This window comes from Faecalimonas umbilicata, from assembly GCF_004346095.1.
In the GTDB taxonomy this organism is placed as follows: Bacteria; Bacillota; Clostridia; order Lachnospirales; family Lachnospiraceae; genus Faecalimonas; species Faecalimonas umbilicata.
This window is the reverse complement of record NZ_SLZV01000016.1, coordinates 50,777-74,244: the sequence shown is the minus strand read 5'-3', so window position 1 is coordinate 74,244 and position 23,468 is coordinate 50,777. Positions and strand designations below refer to the sequence as shown.

The window sequence follows — 23,468 nt, the reverse complement described above, 5'->3', positions numbered from 1 at the left end:
CAGTATTGGAGAAGTATCGTCAGCGACTATACAAAAGTATATTGAGAGTCAGGGTTAATGGCTAAAGATTCACAAGGCTCCTCCCACCACCTGAAAGTAGTGGGTTTCCGCCTATGGCAAACGAAAGGATTTAATTTATGAAAACATTTTTGAAAAAATATAAGCATGCGTGGGTATTTCTCTATGGACTGATCTATCTGCCATGGTTTTTTTACTTAGAACAGCATGTGACTACAAAATTTCATGTTATCCACACCCCGTTGGATGATAAGATTCCTTTTATTGAATACTTTATAGTTCCATATATGCTCTGGTTCGCTTTTATCGCTGTGACGATCGGATACTTTTTCTTCTGTAATACGAACGAATTTTACAGACTCTGTCTCTTCCTTTTCACAGGAATGACGATCTTTTTGATTGTATCCACGCTATATCCAAATGGTCAGTTATTAAGACCGGATACCTTTGCCAGAGAGAATCTATTTGTAGATATGGTTCGTACCCTCTATGCTACAGACACGCCGACGAATATTCTGCCGAGTATTCATGTGTACAATTCCCTTGGTGCCTACATCGCCATCTCCCACAATCAAAAGCTCCGGGAGAACACGCTGATCCACTACGGCTCTCTCGCATTGACCGTACTGATCATTTTATCAACAATGTTCTTAAAACAGCACTCTGTTATCGATGTACTTCTCGCCTGTGCGATGGGCGCTGTGATGTATGTTCTCGTATATATGAGGGAACCCAGTAAAGTTGCAAAAGTAGCGGAACAGACCGTATGATCTCTGTCCGCGCAGCCTTTTTAATTTTTCTTATATTCTTGCTTTACAGATCATCAAAAAAGTGTCGCAATACACATTCTGCGACACTTCTTTTAATATTGTATCTTTTTTTGGCGGATCAGATTAAACTTAATCATAGAGGTATTAAAATATTCATTTGCATATACAAGCGGCTTATCATTTGTACTATAATTTAACGTCTTCAAATATAAATACGGTTTATCTCCCATTTCCTTTGCAGTTACATACTCTTTCAGCCCGCTGATGTCAGACGGTGCGATTGTATCTATCTCGACTTTATCCCACTCTACTTTCTCTCCGGACAGATTATAAATATACTTATAAATTGAATCTTCATACTTGGAAAAATGCTCAAACGCTTCTTCCCCTCCTATTAAGTTCATTCCAAAATAATCCCGACAAAATGCACAGATCTGCTGATCTGCTAAAAATAACTTCTCTGCCACAACAAGTTGCTCATCATCTTTCATCTGCAACAATTCACAGATTTCCTCTTCCCTTTTTACCCTGCTGATATTCAGAAGACGTACAGATGGCTCATACCCACTATTTTGAATCATTTGAGTCAATTCCATGCATGGACTAAATGTCACTTTAATATTCAAAGAATCCACATTGACAAAAGTCCCCTTCCCCTGCCTGCGGAAAATAATTCCCTCTGATGCAAGTGCGTTCAAAGCCTGACGGATCGTAATCCTGCTGACCCCGATCATTTCCGCTAACCGCTCCTCTCTCGGTAGCTTATTCTCTTTTTTTAAATCCATTTCATCAATATATTTTAGCACTTCTTTCTTCGCCTGTTCTGACAAAGACATTGTATTTAATTTATGCGTACCCAAAAAAGTTTCCTCCACTTCATTCTCTAAAAAAATGATAGTGGAGGAAACTTTCTTTGTCAAGAGAAAAGATGCTTCTCAAGCGCTGATTGAACAGAACCTTGTCTTTTCTTTTCCCCAATGTGTTATATTTTAAACAAATGCCTTAGGACAATGCTTTTTTCCCATTTAAGAGTAGATTCAAAATGATAGCACTGATACTTACCATAAAAAGTCCATTACTCATCACCATAGAAAATGTTTCCGGAAGTTCTGTAAAAATCTCCGGTGCAAAAGTTGCCCCTACTCCAATCGCAATACTTGTTCCGATAATTTTAAAATTGTTATTTGCACCAAAATCCAATTTGGATAAGATCGATATTCCGGATGAAGTGATTACACCGAACAAAGCAAGTGTGGCTCCTCCCAACACGCATTTCGGAACTGCCGTAATCACAGCAGAGATCTTCGGAAAAATTCCGGCAATGATCACCATAATCCCCGCAGCCACGATCACCGAACGGCTCTTCACCTTTGTCAGATCAATCAGACTCACATTCTCGTTGAACATCGTAGATGGAACCGAATTGAATGCACCTGTAACTATCTGGGAAAATGCCTGACCTCGTATACCTCTTTCTTTGATCTTATTATCTGTTTGTACTCCCGTAACCTCATCTACAACTGAAAAAACTCCAATACACTGAATCATATTAATAATACAGAAGATTGTCATGATTAGGATTGGTCCTGTCTTAAATGCTGGCATGCCAAAATAAAATGGTCGTACCGGCTGAAAAACCTTCGCTTCAAGAATCGGTGTAAAATCAACCATGTGTAAAAAACACCCTGTCACAGTTCCCGCGATAATTCCAAGAAGCAGCGACATACTTTTCCAAATTCCTTTTGCATATTTTTCAATTAGAATAATAATCAAAAGAACCATCATACCAAGAAGCAGATTGGGAATTGATCCAAATTCTTCCGCTCCTTCTCCTCCGGCAAGATCACGGATTGCTGTCGGCGCAAGGCTGATTCCGATCAATGTTACGAATGTACCGACAACTACCGGTGGGAATAATTTCAATATTTTGTCCATAAAGAACGATAAGATAAAAATCGCAATTCCCGATGCTATGATGGAACCAAATAAAGTCTGCATCCCATATTTCTGCCCAATGATGATCATCGGACTCAATGGTGCAAACGAAGAGCCAAGAATGATGGGGTACTTCGAGCCAATCCACGTTCCACATCCAAGTACCTGAATCAATATAGCAATTCCACTTGTAAAGAAGTTTGCTGCTACAAGGAATGCTGTCTCTTCTGCACTCATTCCAAGTGCACCGGCAAGAATCAATGGAACCGCTATTGTTCCCGGGCACATCGTCAATACATGCTGAAATCCAATGATCAATGTTTTCTTCCAGCCTATCCTCTCATTAAAGACATCCTGCTTCATCTCAACTCTCCTGTCCGAATCCTAATCCCAGAATCCTTCGTGTACTTTTGCTGCTTCTACTTCCACTTCTTCGATCGGCCCAATCACCTGAATAGCCTTCTGCCCTCTCGCAAATACATCGCGGCATGGAAGATCAAATGTCGGATTCTGCTCATGGCTTCCTGTCAGCTGCAGCAGGCGTCTCTCTGTCATTCCATATACAACTCTTCCGATATTTGCCCAGTAAATCGCACCTGCGCACATTGCACAAGGTTCCGCAGTTGTGTACAGTGTACAATCCCAAAGATACTCTTTTGAATATTCATGGGATGCTCTTGCTGCCAGTGTTGCCTCTGCATGTCCTGTACAGATTTTCTCTGTAATTTCAATATTTCCCTGTTCCATAATGATCTCTCCGTCTTTATTTACAAGAAGAGCACCAAATGGAGTATTTCCTGCCCCTCTTGCTTCTTTCGAAATTTCAATCGCTCTTCTTAAATAATATTCATGACTCTGATACATTTTTCTCCTCCTTAACACAATACATAATATGTAATAGGTATTACCTTTTATATTTGGATTCTATCATAGAAAATGAAAAAAGTAAAGAAAAACGTGTTATAGATTGATAATTTCTACTGAATCTTCCAATCTATAACACGTTCCTATTGCGTCAATGACTCTTTTATGAATTTTCCCCTTCTTTTAAGAAGCGCGTCCTTCTTTCATCCGGATAACACGATCTGCAATTTTCATTGTAGACTGTCTGTGGGATACGAGAATAATGGTCTTATCTTTCTGTTGTTCTTTAAGCACTTTTAAAATCTCTGCTTCATTTAAGCTGTCTAGGTTACTTGTTGGTTCATCAAGAAGAATAACCTCACTATTATGCAGAAATGCTCTTGCAATTCCAATTCTCTGCCGCTCTCCGCCGGAAAGCTGATGATTTCCTTCTCCGATCACTGTGTCATAACCATTTGGAAGGCTTTCGATCCATTCATGGATATTTGCCTTCTTACATGCTTCCACTACTTGCTCATGAGTACTTCCAAGCCGTGCCAACTTTACATTATTTTCAATGGTATCTTCAAATAAATATGTATCCTGAATCACGTAGCTCTCCAGTGCGCGAAGACCGTTTGTACTCCACTCTTTGATCGGCTTGCCGGAAATGCTTATCTCTCCTTTCTCTGCATCCCAGAATCTCATCAGCAATTTGATCAAAGTTGATTTTCCAGAACCACTCTTTCCTACGATTCCAAGTATCCCGTTCTTTGGAATTTCCAGAGAGACATCCGACAGGATCTGTTCTTCCTCCTCACCCTGTTTGTAAGAGAACGTAAGATCCTTTATGTGGAAGCCATCAAAAGAAGGTTCTGCTCCTTTTTCTTCTACCTCCTGGATCAGCGGCTCTTCTTCTAGCAGTTCCAATACCCGGTTACCACTCGCAAATGTGTGAAGCAGGTTATTTGCGAGATTGCTGAGTGCTGTCACCGGTCCGAAAGAGCCAAGCATCGAAATCGTACTGATCACAACCCCCTCTGTATTTAACATCCCTTTCTGGAAGAGATATACAGAAGTCATTAACATCAGAAACGAGAAAGCGAGAATCGCACAATCGCAGTTTGCTCTTGCTTTGCCTTCGCAGTTCTTTAATCTGCCCTGCAGTTTTGTCAGCGCTTCACTTTGCTGATCTATATTTGCCAATCGCTCTTCTCCACAATCGTATTGAATGACCTCTCGAAGACCTCGGATACTGTCAAGAAAATAAGTGTTGATCTCCCCGAACTGATTGCGATAGCGATTTCCATCCTCTTTTCCCATCTTACTTGTGATCATCGGAAGAATAACTCCGACGGTCACATATCCTGCCAAGGCAATTAGCGCAAGTGCCGGATGATAGCTGGCAAAAAAGGCAATCATCACCGCACAAGTCAACACAGCAATACAGACCGGCGAAATTGTATGTGCATAAAATACTTCCAAAAGTTCAATATCACTTGTCAGTATTGCAATCAGGTTTCCCTTGTCTTTTCCTTCCAGTTTCGCCGGAGCCAGTTTACGAAGTTTCTGAAATACTTTATCTCGAATCAGAGCCAGGAGACGAAATGCAATGTAATGGTTACCCGCCTGTTCCCCATAGCGGAGCGCTCCTCGAAGAACCGCAAGCGCTGCCACAACGATAAAAACGGTATGTAAGGACATTTTTGTCTGGACTCCCAGCACTCCGAGAAGACCGTATCCTCCCAGGATCGTAATAAATGTTGCACAGAGATACCCAATCACTCCAAGAATGACTGCCCCTGTCATAATCAGCCACATCGGTTTTACAAGCCCGATCAACTGCATGACGATTTTGATTCCACTTCTCCTCTTCATTATATTGCCTCCTCCCGATATTGCTCTAACGCTTTCTGCAGTTCATACATATCTGCATATGCGCCTTGTTTTTCAAGAAGTTCTTCCTGCGTTCCTTTCTCGATCACACAGCCTTTTTCCATCATATAAATCTGGTCACTGTCTGCCACATTGGCAAGGCGGTGTGTGATCTGAATTACCGTCTTCTCCTGCGCAAGATTTCTAATCAACTTCAAAATAATTTCTTCACTCTCTACATCAATATTACTTGTCGCCTCATCAAAAATATAGAGTGCACTGTCATGAAGAAGCGCTCTCGCGATACAAAGTCTCTGTTTCTGTCCACCAGACAAATTTGCTGCCTGCTCATCGAGCATTGTATCCAATCCGTTCTGCGTTTGGAAAAACTCATACAGATTAACTTTTTTAAGTACCGCAAGAAGCTTTTCCTCTGTTGCAGATGGATCTCCCATCAACAGATTTTCTCTAACACTCCCCTTAAACAGATAATTTTGGAAAGATACAAGCGTCATCTGTTTCATGCGCTCCTTTACCGGGATCGTCCGAATATCCTTTCCACAGATCAGCACCTTTCCACTCTGCGCAGTCTGATACCCCATAAACAGTGATGCCAGTGTACTCTTTCCACAACCAGATGCACCGACAACTGACACGAGCGAACGAGAAGGGATGTCCACTGTCACCTCTTTCAAAATCGGCTGTTCTTCCTCATAGGCAAATGTAACCTGCCTTGCCGAAACTGCATACGGCACACCGTCATTTTTTTCTCCAGCCTTCTCTCTCTCCTGCTTATCGTCCATATCCACTTCCTCTGCTTCCATATCCAGCAGCCGAAACATCTTATCGCTTGCCGCCATTCCATTCATCGCAATGTGGAAAAATGAACCGAGCAGCCGTAGTGGAATGAAAAATTCTGCCGCAAGCAAAATGATTGCCAACGCCTGCATCATATTCAAGTTTCCCGCCCGCAGTTCCATACAGGAAAAAATAACTCCAAGCGCACTTCCCCCATAAGCGATCAAATCCATCAAAGTCACTGAGTTTAGCTGCATCGTCAAAACCTTCATTGTAATTTTCCGGAAATGTTCTGCATCTTTGTTCATCTCTTCATTTTTATAGCCATCACTTTGATAAACCTTCAATGTGGTCAGTCCCTGAATATTGTCAAGAAAATGATCTCCCAACTGCACATAACTGCCCCAATATTTTGCCAGTAATTTTTTTGCAAATTTCTGTATGGCAATGATGGAAGCCGGGATGAGCGGTACACATAAAAATAGGATCAATGCAACTTTTACACTCATAAAGGAAACAAGAATAAAAAGCGTGATCGGAGCCAGCAGACTGTAAAATAACTGCGGAAGATATTTCCCGAAATATATTTCGAGCTGTTCCACGCCCTCAGCTGCCACCTGAAGAATTTCAGAAGTAGAAAATGTTTTCTCATACTTCTCGCCAACTTTCAAAAGATGTTCATAAATCCGGTGACGCAGTTTCTTCTTTACATACTCGCTGGAACGATGGGAATACGCTGCCTCCAGCCTCAAAAACAGACGACGCGCTGCAATGACGCCGACAAATACTCCTATGCTCAAAATCAAGGAAATATTTCCTGTATTTCCTTTTACCACTTGCCAAAGAACATTGGAAATGTAAAATATGAGACAAATATTGCAAAGGAGCGCTGCCCATTGAAGCAGTACCTGCATTCCGATATACTGCTTTGTCTCCCCCATCTCTTTAATTAATCGCTTGTTGATCATCATGGTATATCATCCCTTTCTTTTCTCTTTTCTTTACCGTCTTGATCCGGCATGTAAAATAGTAATATTTCAATAGTATCAGACACAAAATGAAGGTTCGCCCATATACATTTTCCATCATAAAAAATGCAATCAGAAGAAAGATTGATGCAAATGTCAGTATCACCACTTTTGTCTTTCCTTCCATCTCCCGGTTCTTCACAAATCCTTCCAAATGATTCTTATATACCTTTGTCTGTCTGAACCACTGATCTACCCGTCTGCTTCCCCGGGTAAAACACACTGCCGCCAAAAGCAGAAACGGTGTCGTTGGGAGTACCGGAAGCACGATTCCTGCACAACCAAGCACAAATGCAAAAAATCCGATTGTCAAATAAATAAATTTCATCACATACCTCCTACATGAACGATGACTGCAATCACTGTGAGCACTGCAAGTATCCGATGCACGATCATCCATTTTTCCTTAAGAACCCGTTTCAATCCATAACTCAACCATAATAAGATCAGAAGTAGAAAACAGATTTTTCCACTGAACATTCCATCCAAATTTCCGGCTTTGATTTCTACAATTCCGTGAAGCAGCGAGACTACGATTATCCATACTCCCATTTTTTTATGTATTTTCCGCAAAAAACAATCCACACTCTTTCTTTGCTTTTCCTTGGATTTTTCTAAAAATCTAAGAATTCCAAGCGGATAAATAACACAGAGCAGTACAAATAATACTGTGGCTGTTACTGAAAGCAATATATTTAACATAATAAGCTCCTTTTCTATAACCCAAAAACAATTTTGAATATAATTTTCAATATCGTTTATATTACCATATGTTTTTCTCATTTTCAATATGATTTTGATATTTATTATCATTTGTACAAAAAAAAGAGAAGACAACAGGTTCTCCTCTCGGATTTCCTGTTGTCTTCTCTTTTTTCTTTTATAAATAATTACTTCTTTCCTACCAAACTTATTCTTCCCAACGAATCACTCTTCCATTTTGGATTACTGCCTTAAGTGATAAATCTTCCCGAAGCAGCACAACATTTCCAGCTTTTCCTTCTGTGATTGAACCATACTTATCATAAAGTCCCACACTCTTTGCAGGATTCATCGTTGCTGCTGCCACTGCACTTTCAAGCGGTATCTGCATCTCTTTCACTGCCACGCGCATACAGTCTGCCAGATTTGTCACGGATCCTGCCAACGCACCTCCTTCTACCAATGTAGCTCGATTTCCTCTCACCTGTACTGCCTGTCCTCCAAGTGTATACTCTCCATCTGGCATCCCAGTCGCTCTCATACTATCACTGATCAAAACAACTCTGTCATCTCCAAACATATCGAAAGTAGTACGCACAACCGATGGATGGATATGTACTCCATCTGTAATTAATTCTACCATACAATGTGCACTGTCATGTGCCGCCCCGATCACTCCTGGTGCTCGATGTGAAAATGGAGGCATTGCATTGTACAGATGTGTAGCATGATTTGCTCCCAGATCGTATCCTTTCTTCGCAATATCATAATCTGCAAGTGTATGTGCAAAAGAAATATTGACTTCGTCTTTTAATTCTGCAATAAATTCCATTGCCCCATCTACTTCCGGCGCAATATCTACCAAACGATACAGTCCATTTGCAGCTTCCTGCAGTCTGCGAAACATCGCAATATCCGGTTTTACAATATGTGTGGATGCCTGTGCCCCTTTCTTTCCAGGGCTGATAAACGGCCCCTCCATATTGATTCCTGCAAGGTCAGCTCCTTCCGTTGCCTTATAATTTCCAGCAATCTTAGAAATCTCCATCAGTGTATCCTCCGGAAGTGTCATTGTTGCCGGAACGATCGTAGTCACTCCCTGAGCTGCTTCATATTTAGCAATCTCGGCAATTGCCTCCTCTGTCCCATCGCAGAAATCATACCCTACACAGCCATGAAAATGAACATCGACCATTCCCGGAATCGCATAACAACCTTCTCCATCGATCACTTCTCCGTCTGCCTCTTTTGCAAAAACTCCATCTGCGATCGCAATCTCTCCTTGTTGAAACTGTTTTTCTTCTGTGAATACTTTTACATTTTTAATCTGCATTGTCCTTCTTGCAGAGTACGGCGCGCCATCAACTCACACCTTTGCGCGTCGGTTTCCCTGCGCCTCCTTCTTTTATCATTCAATTTTCTGAACTGCTTATTATTATACTACATTGAGTGCCTTTCTGTAAAATGATAAAATGCTCCTAGCATTCCTGCATCATTCTTATGTTTTGCAAAAGCAATCTTTGTATTTTCTGCAATACTCGGTACAAGATATCTTTTCACCGACTGCTCAATCTTTTCTTTCAAAAATTCCTGCTGAGCCATGATTCCGCCTCCCAGCACAATTATCTCAGGATTCAATACATAACAAATATTCGCAATTCCTTTCCCTAAGATATCTACCATTTCATCAATTGCCTGGCAGCAGACTGCATCTCCTTTTTTTGCGTGCTCAAATATTCGATAACCATTCCATCTCTCTTGCGGTTCTTTCTTTCTCTCTGCTACTTTCTTCGTTAAAACACTTGCAGCTCCAAGTGTCTGAAAATCACTATCCCCCATATTCATATAGCCTACTTCACATGCACTGTTGCTGTATCCACGAAATATCTTTCCCTGAATGATAATGCAACCGCCAATCCCTGTTCCAACTGTCAAACACAATGTAACTTTACTTTGTTTTGCCACACCGGATACACTCTCTGCCAACCCTGCACAATTCACATCGTTTTCCACTTCACATGGAATTTGAAACTTTTCTTCTAACACTTGCTTAAACTTCGTTCCCGCATAATTAGGAATTAATGGTGCTGCATAAAATATCTCTCCCTTTTCTACATCTACCATTCCTGCTGTTGAAATACAAATGCCCGATACAGTATAGATTTTCTTATACGTTTCCACAATCCCAATTACTTTATTTAAAATTTCCGGCCCCCCTCTCCAAGCCTCTGTCGGCATCTGCTCCTTTTCCACAATTTGCCCTTCGGAATTGATTACTCCATATTTAATAGCAGTTCCACCAATATCAATACTGACATATTTTTTCATCTTTACATTCCTCACACGTTTTATTGAAATATTCCACTTCTAAGCTAATTTTAAAAAAGCAAGCCAAGAGCAATTTCCCAAACTTTCCTTTGTCCCATTTGCTTCTGACTTGCTGTTATCTTTGTAAAATATTGCTAGCAGTATTTAGCTATTGCTTCCCTTACCATTTGTGCTGCTTCCTCAACGATTGGCTGATCATTCTCTGACAGAGGTGCCAACGGTAATCTGACACTTCCAAGGTCAATTTTTTCGTTGATGCGGAGAATCTCTTTGATAACTGCATACATATTTCCATGGCAGGAACACATTTTATAAATGATTCTGTTCACTGCATATTGCACTTCTCTCGCCTTATCTATTTTGCCTGCACGGAGCAGTTCATCCATCTTTAAGAATAACTCCGGCATTACTCCATAAGTTCCTCCAATTCCACCTTCTGCACCGATGACTCTTCCACTCACAAACTGTTCATCTGGTCCATTAAAAATAATGTAGTCTTCTCCTCCTGCATCTTTAAACATTTGTATATCCTGTACCGGCATGGAAGAATTTTTAACTCCAATGACTCTCTTGTTCTTTCTCATCTCCTCAAATAAACTCATCGTAAGTGATACCCCTGCCAATTGAGGAATATTATAAATGATAAAGTCTGTATTTGGTGCTGCTGCACTCATTGCATTCCAGTACTCTGCAATCGCATATTCTGGAAGCCTGAAGTAAATTGGAGGAATCGCCGCAATTGCATCAACTCCCAGATTCTCTGCATGCTTTGCAAGCTCTACACTATCTTTTGTATTATTACATGCAACATGTGCAATTACTGTCAGCTTTCCCTCTGCAGCTGCCATTACATTTTCAAGAACAATCTTACGATCTTCTACACTCTGATAGATGCATTCTCCAGAAGAACCATTTACATAAACACCTTTTACACCTTTTTTAATATAAAATTCTGTAAGAGACCGAACTCTTTCCGGACTAATTTCTCCATTTTCATCATAGCATGCATAAAATGCTGGAATAATGCCTTGATACTTTGATAAATCTCTCATTTTTCTCTTCCTTTCTGCGTACTAATTTTCTAATGCATCTGCAAATGACTTTGTAATTAATTGTGGTCTTGTAATGCTAGAACCAACAACAACACTATAACAGCCAAGTTCAATCACTCTTTTTACTTTTTCTGGTGTATTGATATTCCCTTCTGCAATCACTGGGTGTTTTACTCTTGATAAAATCTCACGAATAATTGCAAAATCATCTTTCTCAATCTTCTCTCCCCTACTTTGATCCGTATAACCAACCATCGTTGTCCCGATAAAATCAAATCCTAATTCATCCGCAAAAACCGCCTCCTCAACAGTAGAACAATCTGCCATGAAAAGCTGATCGGGATATCGTTCCCTGACTTCTGTAAAAAATTCCTGCAAAGTCTTTCTGCCTGGACGCAATGCGTCAGTAGCATCTAATGCAATGATCTCCGGCTGCACTTCCATCAATTCTTCAATCTCTTTCATTGTTGGTGTGATATATACTTTTGAATCTTCATAATCCCTTTTTACAATTCCGATAATAGGCAAATCTACCTGCGACTGAATCTCAGCAATATCCTCTTTCGTATTTGCCCGGATTCCACAAGCGCCTCCCTCTTTCGCAGCCACTGCCATTCTCCCCATGATAAAGGAGGAGTGAAGCGGCTCATGCGGAAGTGCCTGGCAGGAAACAATTAATTTCCCTTTAATACACTCTACTTTCTTATTCATATCTCTCTGCCCTTTCTTTTGCTGTGATTTCTCTAGTACCGACACAACATATAGTTTCCTTACGTCACTAATACAACTTTTCTACAACTGAGTTGGACGTCTTTTGATTATTCGCCTTACATTCCTCATAATTCTTTCGATAATACTCCTGATACAAAAGATCGATCAGATACAGCTGCCCCATCTTTGCAGACATAGACCCTCCATCCAGAGGCGCTTCTTCGGATCCACACAGCAAGTATGCATCTGAATGTGCTGTCAATGGAGACTTTTTAAAATGAGTAATACTTGCCACTTTTGCACCTGCCTGTTTGGCCTCTTTTGCTACATGAATATTGTCTTTCGTTGCACCCGAATAAGAAATAATCACAAATAAATCCTCCTCTGAGGCAACCGCTGCTGCCATTGCCTGAATATGAGGGTCTGAGATGCACACAACCTTATTTGTAATCCGAATGAACTTATTTCTCGCTTCCTCCGCAGTCAAAAGGCTATCTCCAATCCCAAAAAAGAAAATTCGCTTTGCATCGTTCATCATCTGAAGAATCTTTTGAAACTGACTGGTATCTAACAGACAATACGATTCATGGATTGCCTGTGTATGAAGTTTCATAATCTGTTCCGCAAAATTGTCCAGCCCTTGATCTCCATCTTCTTCTTTTCTCTTGTGAATACTGCCTTCCGCTGCAAGGCTGATGGATAATTTCATCTTAAATTCTTGATAACCCTGCAAGTTAATTGTCCTACAAAAGCGGTATACGCTTGTCTCCCCCACCTGACATGCATCTGCCAGATCGGTAATAGACATGTACAACACTTTCTTCTTATTCTCAATTACATACGATGCAACTTTCTTCTCAGCTTTTGTAAACTGATTATATGATGCCTGTATCTGTAATACGATGTCAGTACTTTTCATTTCAAACTCCCTCTATTTCCATATGGTGTTATATCAGAACTTTTACAACACACTTTTTTAAATACGAATCTGTAACCGCCCGGATTCCTGGCCTGTGCGGTTCATCAGTCATACATATTATAAAACGTCCTTCTCCCATAATACAATAGAAAGCATTACTACAATCTACTGTTCCAAAGTCTGTTCTTTCGTCATATTGCTCCTTCACGCCCGGCAGATACTCTCCAATCTCAATAGCCTCCGTTCCCTCTATGTCAATCTGAATATCCATATAGCGTTTATGAATCTCAAATGCAATTTCTTCCCGCTCTTTCGCATCTGCTTCCATGACGTTGATAAACACCTTTTCTCCATCAATTACAGTCTTACCCATCGGCAATTCGCTTAATATGCTCTCTTCCAAAAAAGCAATAGCTGTATCTAGATTCGCAGAAATCCCACGATACTTACTGATATTCTTTAATTCATCATAGATCATATCGATTCCTTTCTAACCTTTTACCGCACCCATTGTGATTCCTTGTGTAAATGACTTTTGAAATACAAGGAATACTGTAACAATTGGAACTGCAGCCAGTGCTGCACCAGCCATGATCAAACCGTAATTTGTGGACAACTCCGCTTGCAACGTGGCAACTCCCAGGGAAATTGTCAGATTATCTCTCGAAGAAAGCATAACCAACTGCATAAAATAGTCGTTCCAGGTATTGATAAATGTAAAAATTGCAAGAGAAGCAACTCCTGGCTTTACGATTGGCAGTACAATATTAGAAAATGTACGAAGTTCATTACATCCGTCAATTTTTGCTGACTCTAAAAGTTCTTTCGGTACATTTTCACTAAACTGCTTCATCAAAAACACACCAAACGGCCATCCAATTAGAGGTAAAATAACAGCCATCATCGAATCATGCATATTCAGGAAACTAATCATCCGCACAAGAGGAACAATAATAACCTGCTTTGGAAGTGCCATAGCCATAATAAAAATACTAAATAACATTTTCTGTCCATAAAATCGTTTCTTTGCAAGTACATATCCTGCAAGAGAAGAAGTTAGACAAACTGCCAACGTTGTCAACCCTGCTATCAAAATACTGTTTAGCAACCATTGTCCCGCCGGATTCTGAATCAAAAGTTTTTCAAAATTCTCCAGTGTCGGAGCTTCCGGCCACCATTGTGGTGGAATCTTAATTGCATCGCCCTGACTTTTAAAAGCTCCTGTCATAATCCAATAGAATGGGAAAACAAAGATTACTGTCAATATTCCTAAACTTGTAATTGAAAAAATGCTGAAAGGTGTTATTTTCTTTTTCATCTCATTCTTCCCTCCTAATACTCTACATCATTGCCCAGTAATTTAAACTGTGCAAAACTAATCAAACCGATCAGTAGCGCAAGGAACACTCCCATTGTGTTCGCATATCCATAATTACTCTGTTTAAATGCCTGCTCATATAAGTAATACATGATCGTCGTTGTCGAATAATTCGGTCCCCCCGACGTCAGAAGCTGAATCAAAGAGAAACACTGAAATGAGTTAATTGTCGTTATCACAACAATATAAAGTGTAGTTGGCAATAAACTCGGCCATTTAATCTTCCAAAACACCTGAAATTTATTCGCTCCATCTACCTCAGCTGCCTCCACAAGAGATTTATCTATATTTCCCATGGATGCAATATATAAAATAATCGGCTGTCCTACCGCTGTTGTCAACAGAATGATTATGATCGCCATCAACGCATATCTCTTATCTCCCAGCCACATAATATTCTGATCAATCACATGCCCAGTCTTCAATATGTAATTCATAATACCTGACAATGGATCGTAAATCCATTTCCATACAACAGTAACTGCTACTGTTCCTGTCACTACCGGAAGGAAAAATACCCAACGGAAAAATGATCTTGTAAACGCACTTCTCTCATAAGTCTGAGATGCCACAAATAATGAAAATCCTACAACGATCGGAACGGATCCGATTACTATTATAATTGTATTAATGAGAGATTTCTGAAACACCTTATCTCCGAACATCTTGATATAATTGTCAATACCGACAAACGAAAAATCTGTCATCGTATAATTGAAGAAACTGGTGACTGCTCCCATAATCATCGGTACCAGCACGAACAGTAAAAAAAAGACTAGCGCTGGTGCGAGAAAACAATACGAAACAATGCTCTCTCTCATTCTAAGTTTATTTACTTTTTTCATGTTCCCCTCCATGATTGAAATTGAAACTTCTCTTTAGAGAAGATTCTCCCCGCGCAGCCTCTGCACAAGGAGAATCTTCCATACTACTCTTTTTCTATTTCGCTTTATTTTCCTGCATTTGCAATAGAAGCATCTGCTTTCTCTACAAATTCATCTGCCGCTGCCTTCGGCTCTTGATCTCCATTCATAACACCTTGAAGCATCGGGAACCATAAAGCTCTCATCTCTGCAAATCCATCAATTGTGTTATAGTATGGTGAGTAAAACTTCGTCCATGTAGCTAACTCTGCCATTCTTTCGTTGTTATATAAATCTCCAAATGATTCCCGAACTGGGAATGATCCTGTTCTTACAACATTCTTCGGTCCCCATTCTTCATCATCACATATAAACTGAATAAATTTCTTAGAAGCTTCTACTCTTGCTTCCTCTCCGTTATCAAATACGCAGAAACCATTTACAAGATATTCAAGTTCCGGCACTCCATCTTCTGACGGGAATGGCACTTCAAGATACTCTACGCCACTGGACTCTAACAATTTCGCCTGTGTATCTGGCTGTGCCGGAGACCACAGCAATGTGAAAGATGTCTGTCCATTTGCAAAATTTTGAATGTCATCTCCTCCATTGTATGCTGAACCATTCATTAACAACCCATCATCGACTGCTTTCTTAATGTATTCAAGCGCTTTTACACCGCCTTCATCATTAATTGTATATTTTGTTACATCATCATCGGTAATTGCACTGTCATATAAGTTTGCAACAAAAGCTCTTGTTCCCTGATCTCCTCCTTGTCCACTACAGAAAACAGATCCTGGATTATATCCTTTTTCCTTTAATGCTTTTAATACAGTTGTAAAATCATCTGTTGTCCATCCTTCTTTGATCAGATCCTCTACACCTGCATCCTTTACCATCTCCTTGTTGAATGCCATATAAAATGGTGCAGAACTGATTGGATACATGTAAGCAGTATCTCCTGCCTTGCATGACTGAAGTAATGTTTCATTATTTACATCTTTTACAAATTCATCTGTAAACATATCATTTAATTCTACTAGCTTCCCATTTTTACCATATTCGACAATACGACCTGGTGCATCAAATAATACATCGCAGATTGTTCCCCCTTCAATCGCCGCTATAATCTTCTCTGGTCCTGATGTAAAATCAATCATCTCTAAATTCACAGAAATATCCGGATTTTTCTCCTCAAATGCATCAATGACTTTTTGCTCCCATGTACCTGCAGAATCACTCGCATTCTCCTGGGTAAATGTCGGAAATGCCCACCAAGTGATTTCTGTCTTTCCTGAAGAATCCTTAGACTCTTCTGTCTTCGCCTCTTTGTTTGCACTGCTCTCCTGCTTTTTGTCTCCACCACCGCATGCTGCCATAGAAAATACCATTGTACATGCCAAAAGACCTGCTAATACTTTCTTCTTCATCATCGCTTTTCCTCCCAAAGAAAATATACTGTGTTTTTTTACTAAATTCATAGTAACATAATCGGAAATTTTTTTCAATATTTTTTTGGTAAGTAAAAATTTTTTCTTTTTATTGCCATTTTGCACCAACAATGATATTATAACATTTGTAAATTATACAATTTGAATATATTTCTTTTTTTCAATAAAGATGTTGCTAACTTTACCACGAAAGGAGTTTATCAAATGAAAAAAACTATTTTATGCTTTGGGGATTCGAACACTCACGGATACAACAGCCAAACAGATGGGCGTTTCTCAGAAGAAGAACGCTGGACCTGCTTGTTAGATGAGATGCTAGGTACAGATTACCGTGTCCTTGAGGAAGGACTGAGCGGTCGTACCATCTGTTTTGATGATCCACTGTTTGAAGGATTGAATGGATTTACGTCCATTTTTCAAGCAATGATGACACACGAGCCACTAGATCTTCTGATTATCATGCTCGGTACAAATGATGTAAAAAGTCGCTTTCATGCCACTCCTCAGAATATTGCAAAGGGAATGGAGCGACTTTTAAAAAAAGCATTCAACACAACCGAAGCATGGCGAGATCAGCCTAATATTCTCATCATTGCTCCTGCTCCGATTGAACCAGAATACCGATTCACGTTTGTCGGTGGCGAAATGGGGGAAGACTGTGATACAAAGTCTCGCGCATTAGCACCTCTTTACGAAGATATCTGTCATCGATATGGTTGCCATTTCCTCGATGCAGGGCAAATTACCGGTATCCGCATGCATCCCAAAGACCACATGCATTTAGACAAAGCAAGCCACCAACTGCTCGCTTCTACATTAGCAAAGAAAATTCCTGAATTATTAGATTGACGGATATTTCACACACTTCTTTTCTTCAGAGTCAAAAACAGCTTACGGAAAGCGATTCCTATCCCCGCTTTCCATAAGCTGTTTTCCTTTTCTATTTTTTTACAATTTCAGCTTCGCAAATGCATCTGCAAACGCTGTATTGACCGGCTCATCTTTCTGCTGCTTCAGATACCGCTGAACATCCTTCTTGCTTACCCCTGCACCCTCTTTGGCTCTCCGTGCCTTGAATGCAGACATCTTTTCCTTATGTCCGCACGCGCATACAAACTGCTCTTCATCACCTTTTTTGATAATTTCCATCTTCTTGTGACAATTTGGGCATCTCGCATTGGAAATGCGGGCGATCACTTCTTTGTGTCCACAGGCTCTGTCCTGGCATACAAGCATTCTTGCATTTTTCCCTTTGACCGCAAGCATCGGTTTCCCACACTCCGGACACTTCTTATTTGTCACATTGTCATGGCGGAATTTTCCGTCTCCCTTTTTAATCTCATCAATCAACTCCTCCGTATAGCTCCTGATCTCCTCAAGAAATTTTTCTTTCTTTAGGCTCCCCTTTGCAATCGCTGACAACTTTCCTTCCCAATCTGCTGTCAGCTCAGGCTTCTTTAAGTCTTCCGGTACAAGCTCCAGAAGCTGCTTGCCTTTGGACGTAATATGGATTTCCTTTCCTTTTAGTTCCATCAAAAATGAAGAAAATAATTTATCAATAATATCCGCTCGCGTGGCAACCGTTCCAAGCCCTCCGGTCTCCCCTAGTGTTCTGGCAGCTTTTTGATCTCTGCTCTCCATATATCTGACCGGATTTTCCATCGCAGACAGCAGCGTCGCCTCGGTAAAATGTGCCGGCGGTTTTGTCTTTCCTCTTGTCACAGCCGCCCGCTCCACCGGCAATCTGTCACCGGCTTCTATCGTTGGAAGAGACTGTTCTTTCAGTCCTTCCTCCGCCTCTTCTTCCTCATAGTCATAGACGGTTTTCCATCCTGCTTCCTTTACGATCTTTCCTTTTGCAACGAAATGTTCCTCACTGTTTTTTCCTGCATGTTCACCTGAAACCACCGCACGCAGTGTGGTCTGCTCATACTCAAACGGAGGGTAGAGCACACTTAAAAACCTTCTCACAACAAGATCGTAAATCTTTCTCTCCTCACTTGTCATATGTTCCAGCTGGACATACTGTTCTGTCGGAATGATCGCATGGTGGTCACTTACTTTTTTATCATCTACAAACGACTTGTTCGTGCGAAGCGGCTTCATCACAAGACTTCCTGCCAGCTTCTTATATGGTCCAACACTAATTGCGCGCAGTCTGTCCTTGATCGTATCTACGATATCCGTGCCAATGTATCTGGAATCCGTCCGAGGATACGTCAGCACTTTGTGATTCTCATAGAGTCGCTGCATGATATTTAACGTTTCCTTTGCAGAAAATCCAAATTTTTGGTTGGCATCTCGCTGCAGTTCCGTCAAATCATAAAGCCCCGGCGCATATTTCTTTTTCGCTGCTTTCTCCACCTTTTTCACAGAGAGTTTCTCATTGGAAACAAAACTGCTGATAGTTTCTATCCGCTCTTTTGAAAACGACCGGAAACCTCCCGACTTTTGATTCTGCCATGTCCACTGAATCTTTCCCGCCTGCACCTGAAGACCATAATATTCCTGCGGGCGAAATGCGCGGATTTCTTCTTCTCTTTTTGCGATCATTGCCAATGTCGGAGTCTGCACACGCCCACAAGAAAGCTGTGCATTATATTTGCAGGTCAGCGCCCGTGTCGCATTGATCCCGACAAGCCAATCTGCCTCTGCGCGGGATACCGCTGCTGCATAAAGATCATTGTATTTTCTGCCGTCACAAAGCTTTGCAAATCCCTCCCGGATTGCCTTATCTGTCACAGAAGAAATCCAAAGGCGCTTGATCGGCTTTTTGCATCCCGCTTTCTCAAGAATCCATCTCGCCACAAGCTCCCCTTCTCTTCCTGCATCTGTTGCAATGACAATCTCCCCGATATCTTTCCGAAACATCTGCTCCTTTACCGCACGGTATTGTTTCGTCGTCTTCTGGATCACAACCAGCTTCATCGGCTTTGGCATCATTGGAAGGACTTCCATCTTCCACTCTTTATACTCTTTGCTGTATTCCTCCGGATCTGCCAGCGTCACAAGATGACCGAGCGCCCATGTCACTACATACTTCTCTCCCTCTATCGCACCAGAAATATTTTTTGTACACTTTAATACACGCGCAATATCTCTCGCAACGGAAGGTTTCTCCGCGATTACTAATGCTTTCATTTTTTGCTCCTTATCTTTATTTTTATCCATCATATTTTTGAACTTTTTAACTGAACCCCCTCTATTCTAACGTATTTCTTTTAAATCATCAAACGGAATTCTTGCTTCTTTCTCTGCCCCCTACTGCAATCCGAGACACAAAGTTGACTTTTCTCAATAAAAAAAGCTAAAGAGTTATGATTTCATAGGGTGTTTCTTTCTGATTTTTCAAAATTTCACAACCTCAAAATACATTTCTTTAGCTTCCTTCTTTTCACTATTCTATTTCTTCGGATAACGGATCTCCACCAGCATCAGACCATGTGCCGGAGCAGTCACGCCTGCAGCCTTTCTGTCTTTTGCCTCCAAAATTTCTTTCACTTTCTCAGGGGTATAAAATCCTCTTCCTACGCGAACCAGTGTTCCCACGATAATCCGAACCATGTTATAGAGGAATCCGTTTCCGCTGATCCGGATCGTAATCTCCTCCCCTTCTCTCAAGACTTCCAGCTCGGTCACCGTCCGCACGGTATCTTCCACTTGTGTCCGCACATTACAGAAACTGACAAAGTCATGCTCTCCGACAAGATAATCTGCCGCCTGCTGCATCCTTTCTACGTCAAGATCGTAGGAAACAAAATAGTTTGTCAGTCTCTTGGTCGGAATTGGCATCCGCGTATTGATAATATGGTATTCGTATGTTTTCTCACAATCGCAATACCGTGGATGGAAATCCGGGGCTACTTCCTCAGATTTTACAATCACAATATCATCTGGAAGTCTCTGATTTAATGCCATCGCGATCCGCTCCGGCGGGATGCTTGTCGCACTGTCAAACACTGCCACATTTCCAAGGGCATGTACCCCGGAATCTGTGCGGCTAGCGCCGATCACTGCAATATCTTCCCCAGTCAGTTTACAAAGTGCCTTATTGATCACTTCCTCCACTGTGATTCCATTTGGCTGTACCTGCCATCCACAGTAATTTGTCCCGTCATACGCGATCGTCAGTTTGATTCTCTTTTTCTGCATAACTCACCCTCTAAAATATCCACAGATGAAACGGCACATATCTTCCGATTCCAACAACGACGACAAGATAGGCTGCCATCACTGTGTAAGACAGATAGTCCCGTGAATGATATACAAGCGGTTTCATCTTTGTTCTTCCATCCCCACCGCGGTAACATCTTGCCTCCATCGCCATTGCAAGATCATTGGCACGACGAAAAGCAGAGACAAACAACGGCACAAGGATCGGAATCATATTCTTTGCCTTTTGAATAATATTTCCACTCTCCAGATCTGCACCCCTTGCGATCTGTGCTTTCATAATCTTATCTGTCTCTTCCAGCAGAATCGGAATAAAGCGCAGTGCAATCGACATCATCATCGCGATCTCATGCACCGGAACATGAATCTTATTCAGCGGTCTTAATAGCTTCTCAATCCCGTCTGTCAACGCATTTGGCGTTGTTGTCAATGTCATGATCGTAGAACCTGCGATTAAAAATACAAGACGGATTGCCATAAATACCGCCGTGCGAAGTCCGCCTTCCGTGATTTTAAAAATCCAGACTTTGACTAATACGTCCCCTTCATTTGTCAAAAATAAGTTAAAAATCACTGTGATCATCAAAAGCATTACAATCGGCTTTAATCCTTTTACAATAAATTTGACCGGAACCTTTGACAACCAGATCACTCCGGCAAGAAAGCACCCGGCAATCACATATCCGAGTACACTCTTAAACAGAAACAAAGAAATCAAATACAGTAATGTACAAGATATCTTTACTCTCGGATCCAGGCGGTGCAAAATACTGTCCGCCGGATAATACTGACCTATTGTTATATCTCGAATCATCTTCTCACCTGCCCATCTCTGCTGCCTGCTTCTTTCTTCTCCCCGGATACCACTCGCAGAATCTCGTCTGCAGCCTCTTCCACCGTTGTCGCCTCGGATGATACCAAAATCCCATTTTCTCTCAAAGCATTCATAATATAAGTAACCTGTGGTGCCGCAAGCCCTACTGCTTCCAGCTCTTTGTAATGCGCAAACACCTCCCGCGGAGTTCCATCATACATCTTCTCTCCGCGATTCATCACAATGATGCGCTCCACATATTTCGCAATATCTTCCATACTGTGAGATACGAGAATGACCGTCATATCTTTCTTTTCATGGAGAAGGGCAATCTGATCTAAGATCTCATCTCTCCCTTTCGGATCCAGCCCTGCAGTTGGCTCATCAAGTACGAGTACCTGTGGATGCATTGCAAGTACCCCTGCGATCGCAACTCTTCGTTTCTGTCCGCCAGACAGATCAAATGGAGATACTTCATACAACTCTTCTGGAAACCCGACAAGTTTTAATGCCTCTCTTGCCCGCTCCTTACACTCTTCGGGAGACAATCCTTGATTTTTCGGTCCGAAACAGACATCTGTGATCACATCTGTCTCAAATAACTGATGTTCTGGATACTGAAACACAAGCCCTACCTGGCTTCTCAGCTTTCGCAAGTCATACTGTTCCCCGTAAATATTCTCCCCATTATACTTCAACACCCCGCTCGTGGCCTTGATCAATCCATTGAAATGCTGGATCAGTGTAGACTTCCCGGAACCTGTATGTCCGATGATCCCTACAAACTGCCCGTGGGGAATCTCCAAATTGATATCTTTTAGCGCCTTTTTTTCGTAGGCTGTCCCTTCACTATATGTATAATTGATATGTTCTAATGTAATTGACATAATTCTTTCACCAATTCCTCTGTCTTTAAAATACCGTTTGAAAGCGGCAGACCTCTCTGCTGCAATTCATAGGCAAGCAGCGTGACCTGCGGCACATCCAATCGATATTTCTTTAATTCCTCTACCCGGGAAAAGATCTCCCTCGGTGTTCCTTCCATCACAACATTTCCCTGATCCATGACGATCACCCGGTCAGCATCAACAACTTCTTCCATATAATGTGTGATCAGAATCACTGTCACTTTCTCCCGACGTCTAAGTTCTTCCACGGCACGCAGCACTTCTTTACGCCCATTTGGGTCAAGCATCGCAGTCGGTTCATCCAGTACAATACATTTTGGCTCCATTGCCACAACTCCTGCAATCGCAACGCGCTGCTTCTGCCCTCCAGATAATTTATTCGGGGAATGATGCCGATACTCGATCATCCCAACTGCCTCAAGACTTTTCTCAACACGTTTCCAGATCTCCTCTGTGGGCACTCCAAGGTTCTCCGGACCAAATCCGACATCCTCCTCTACCACGGTTCCGATGATCTGATTGTCTGGATTCTGGAATACCATCCCCGCAGACTGTCTGACCTCCCACAGATTATCTGGTTCTTTCGTATCTCTGCCATTTACCCACATCGTACCTTCTGTCGGTGTCAGGATCGCATTCATATGTTTTGCCAGTGTAGATTTTCCTGAACCATTATGACCAAGGATCGCAACAAACTCTCCCGGCTCCACATGAACATCGACCGCATTGATCGCCCGATGACTTCCGATTATATTTCCTTCTTCGTCTCTTTTTTCATATTCATATACAAGTTTCTCTGTCTGAATCATTCGCATGGCTGTTCCTCGCTTTCTACTCATTGTTGCCAGCTGCCTTTTATTGTACTGGAAGCCAAGTCGTATTGCAAGAGAAAAAGCTGC

General features: G+C 41.4%; 23 protein-coding genes. 2 read left to right on the top strand and 21 right to left on the bottom strand.

All coding sequences use genetic code 11. From position 1 onward, the window contains the following. Positions 1 to 137: 137 nt before the first annotated feature. Positions 138 to 788 carry a phosphatase PAP2 family protein gene (locus tag EDD74_RS08715; protein WP_116441636.1) on the top strand — a complete coding sequence of 217 codons (651 nt, stop codon included), beginning with the start codon at positions 138 to 140 and terminating at the stop codon, positions 786 to 788. A gap of 92 nt (positions 789 to 880) precedes the next feature. Here EDD74_RS08715 and EDD74_RS08710 read toward each other — a convergent pair whose 3' ends face one another. The 16 genes from EDD74_RS08710 to EDD74_RS08635 form a co-directional block, all read right to left on the bottom strand. Further along, positions 881 to 1,648 carry a GntR family transcriptional regulator gene (locus EDD74_RS08710; RefSeq protein WP_116441635.1) on the bottom strand — a complete coding sequence of 256 codons (768 nt, stop codon included), beginning with the start codon at positions 1,646 to 1,648 and terminating at the stop codon, positions 881 to 883. Between the two features lie 142 nt (positions 1,649 to 1,790). Further along, positions 1,791 to 3,086, bottom strand: a complete 1,296-nt coding sequence (locus EDD74_RS08705) for a uracil-xanthine permease family protein (RefSeq protein ID WP_008976605.1) — start codon at positions 3,084 to 3,086, stop codon at positions 1,791 to 1,793. Between the two features lie 21 nt (positions 3,087 to 3,107). Next, on the bottom strand, positions 3,108 to 3,587 hold the full coding sequence (locus EDD74_RS08700; RefSeq protein WP_008976606.1) for a nucleoside deaminase: 480 nt from the start codon (positions 3,585 to 3,587) through the stop codon (positions 3,108 to 3,110). A 183-nt stretch (positions 3,588 to 3,770) separates the two neighbouring features. After that, entirely contained in the window at positions 3,771 to 5,444 is a 1,674-nt protein-coding gene (locus tag EDD74_RS08695; protein WP_116441634.1) for an amino acid ABC transporter ATP-binding/permease protein, read from the bottom strand. After that, positions 5,444 to 7,210: an ABC transporter ATP-binding protein/permease gene (locus tag EDD74_RS08690; RefSeq protein ID WP_116441633.1), complete on the bottom strand. Its 1,767-nt coding sequence runs from the start codon at positions 7,208 to 7,210 to the stop codon at positions 5,444 to 5,446. The genes EDD74_RS08695 and EDD74_RS08690 overlap by 1 nt, the downstream gene beginning before the upstream one ends. Further along, entirely contained in the window at positions 7,185 to 7,595 is a 411-nt protein-coding gene (locus tag EDD74_RS08685) for a YbaN family protein (protein WP_008976609.1), read from the bottom strand. Before EDD74_RS08685 ends, EDD74_RS08690 begins: the two co-directional genes overlap by 26 nt. Next, positions 7,595 to 7,969, bottom strand: coding sequence for a hypothetical protein (locus EDD74_RS08680; RefSeq protein ID WP_116442479.1), 375 nt, complete (start codon positions 7,967 to 7,969; stop codon positions 7,595 to 7,597). Before EDD74_RS08680 ends, EDD74_RS08685 begins: the two co-directional genes overlap by 1 nt. Positions 7,970 to 8,177: 208 nt before the next feature. Next, entirely contained in the window at positions 8,178 to 9,302 is a 1,125-nt protein-coding gene (nagA, locus tag EDD74_RS08675) for an N-acetylglucosamine-6-phosphate deacetylase (RefSeq protein WP_008976616.1), read from the bottom strand. A 107-nt stretch (positions 9,303 to 9,409) separates the two neighbouring features. Beyond that, positions 9,410 to 10,297 carry an ROK family protein gene (locus tag EDD74_RS08670; RefSeq protein ID WP_116441632.1) on the bottom strand — a complete coding sequence of 296 codons (888 nt, stop codon included), beginning with the start codon at positions 10,295 to 10,297 and terminating at the stop codon, positions 9,410 to 9,412. A gap of 134 nt (positions 10,298 to 10,431) precedes the next feature. After that, on the bottom strand, positions 10,432 to 11,349 hold the full coding sequence (locus EDD74_RS08665) for a dihydrodipicolinate synthase family protein (RefSeq protein ID WP_008976618.1): 918 nt from the start codon (positions 11,347 to 11,349) through the stop codon (positions 10,432 to 10,434). Positions 11,350 to 11,370: 21 nt separating this feature from the next. Beyond that, complete coding sequence (locus EDD74_RS08660) at positions 11,371 to 12,060, bottom strand: N-acetylmannosamine-6-phosphate 2-epimerase (RefSeq protein ID WP_008976619.1); 690 nt, start codon at positions 12,058 to 12,060, stop codon at positions 11,371 to 11,373. Positions 12,061 to 12,127: 67 nt separating this feature from the next. Then, positions 12,128 to 12,979 (bottom strand): MurR/RpiR family transcriptional regulator, encoded by an 852-nt coding sequence (locus EDD74_RS08655; RefSeq protein WP_008976620.1) that lies wholly within the window; start codon positions 12,977 to 12,979, stop codon positions 12,128 to 12,130. A gap of 28 nt (positions 12,980 to 13,007) precedes the next feature. After that, on the bottom strand, positions 13,008 to 13,457 hold the full coding sequence (locus tag EDD74_RS08650; RefSeq protein ID WP_008976621.1) for a NanQ anomerase/TabA/YiaL family protein: 450 nt from the start codon (positions 13,455 to 13,457) through the stop codon (positions 13,008 to 13,010). A gap of 12 nt (positions 13,458 to 13,469) precedes the next feature. Next, positions 13,470 to 14,297, bottom strand: coding sequence for a carbohydrate ABC transporter permease (locus tag EDD74_RS08645; RefSeq protein ID WP_008976622.1), 828 nt, complete (start codon positions 14,295 to 14,297; stop codon positions 13,470 to 13,472). Positions 14,298 to 14,311: 14 nt separating this feature from the next. Continuing rightward, positions 14,312 to 15,202: a carbohydrate ABC transporter permease gene (locus EDD74_RS08640; protein WP_116441631.1), complete on the bottom strand. Its 891-nt coding sequence runs from the start codon at positions 15,200 to 15,202 to the stop codon at positions 14,312 to 14,314. A 104-nt stretch (positions 15,203 to 15,306) separates the two neighbouring features. Beyond that, complete coding sequence (locus tag EDD74_RS08635) at positions 15,307 to 16,656, bottom strand: ABC transporter substrate-binding protein (protein ID WP_116441630.1); 1,350 nt, start codon at positions 16,654 to 16,656, stop codon at positions 15,307 to 15,309. Positions 16,657 to 16,878: 222 nt separating this feature from the next. Between EDD74_RS08635 and EDD74_RS08630 the strand changes: the two genes are divergently transcribed. Next, entirely contained in the window at positions 16,879 to 17,523 is a 645-nt protein-coding gene (locus EDD74_RS08630; RefSeq protein ID WP_008976625.1) for an SGNH/GDSL hydrolase family protein, read from the top strand. Between the two features lie 99 nt (positions 17,524 to 17,622). On the opposite strand, the gene EDD74_RS08625 is transcribed toward EDD74_RS08630, so the two are convergent. The 5 genes from EDD74_RS08625 to EDD74_RS08605 form a co-directional block, all read right to left on the bottom strand. After that, complete coding sequence (locus EDD74_RS08625) at positions 17,623 to 19,815, bottom strand: DNA topoisomerase III (protein ID WP_116442478.1); 2,193 nt, start codon at positions 19,813 to 19,815, stop codon at positions 17,623 to 17,625. A gap of 261 nt (positions 19,816 to 20,076) precedes the next feature. After that, positions 20,077 to 20,826 carry a tRNA pseudouridine(38-40) synthase TruA gene (truA, locus tag EDD74_RS08620; RefSeq protein WP_116441629.1) on the bottom strand — a complete coding sequence of 250 codons (750 nt, stop codon included), beginning with the start codon at positions 20,824 to 20,826 and terminating at the stop codon, positions 20,077 to 20,079. 10 nt (positions 20,827 to 20,836) lie between these two features. Beyond that, the gene (locus EDD74_RS08615; protein ID WP_116441628.1) at positions 20,837 to 21,661 is read right to left on the bottom strand and encodes an energy-coupling factor transporter transmembrane component T family protein; all 825 of its coding nucleotides are present in this window, start codon (positions 21,659 to 21,661) and stop codon (positions 20,837 to 20,839) included. Next, the gene (locus EDD74_RS08610) at positions 21,658 to 22,548 is read right to left on the bottom strand and encodes an energy-coupling factor transporter ATPase (protein WP_008976629.1); all 891 of its coding nucleotides are present in this window, start codon (positions 22,546 to 22,548) and stop codon (positions 21,658 to 21,660) included. The genes EDD74_RS08615 and EDD74_RS08610 overlap by 4 nt, the downstream gene beginning before the upstream one ends. After that, the gene (locus EDD74_RS08605; protein ID WP_016441615.1) at positions 22,533 to 23,384 is read right to left on the bottom strand and encodes an energy-coupling factor transporter ATPase; all 852 of its coding nucleotides are present in this window, start codon (positions 23,382 to 23,384) and stop codon (positions 22,533 to 22,535) included. The genes EDD74_RS08610 and EDD74_RS08605 overlap by 16 nt, the downstream gene beginning before the upstream one ends. Positions 23,385 to 23,468: the final 84 nt, after the last annotated feature.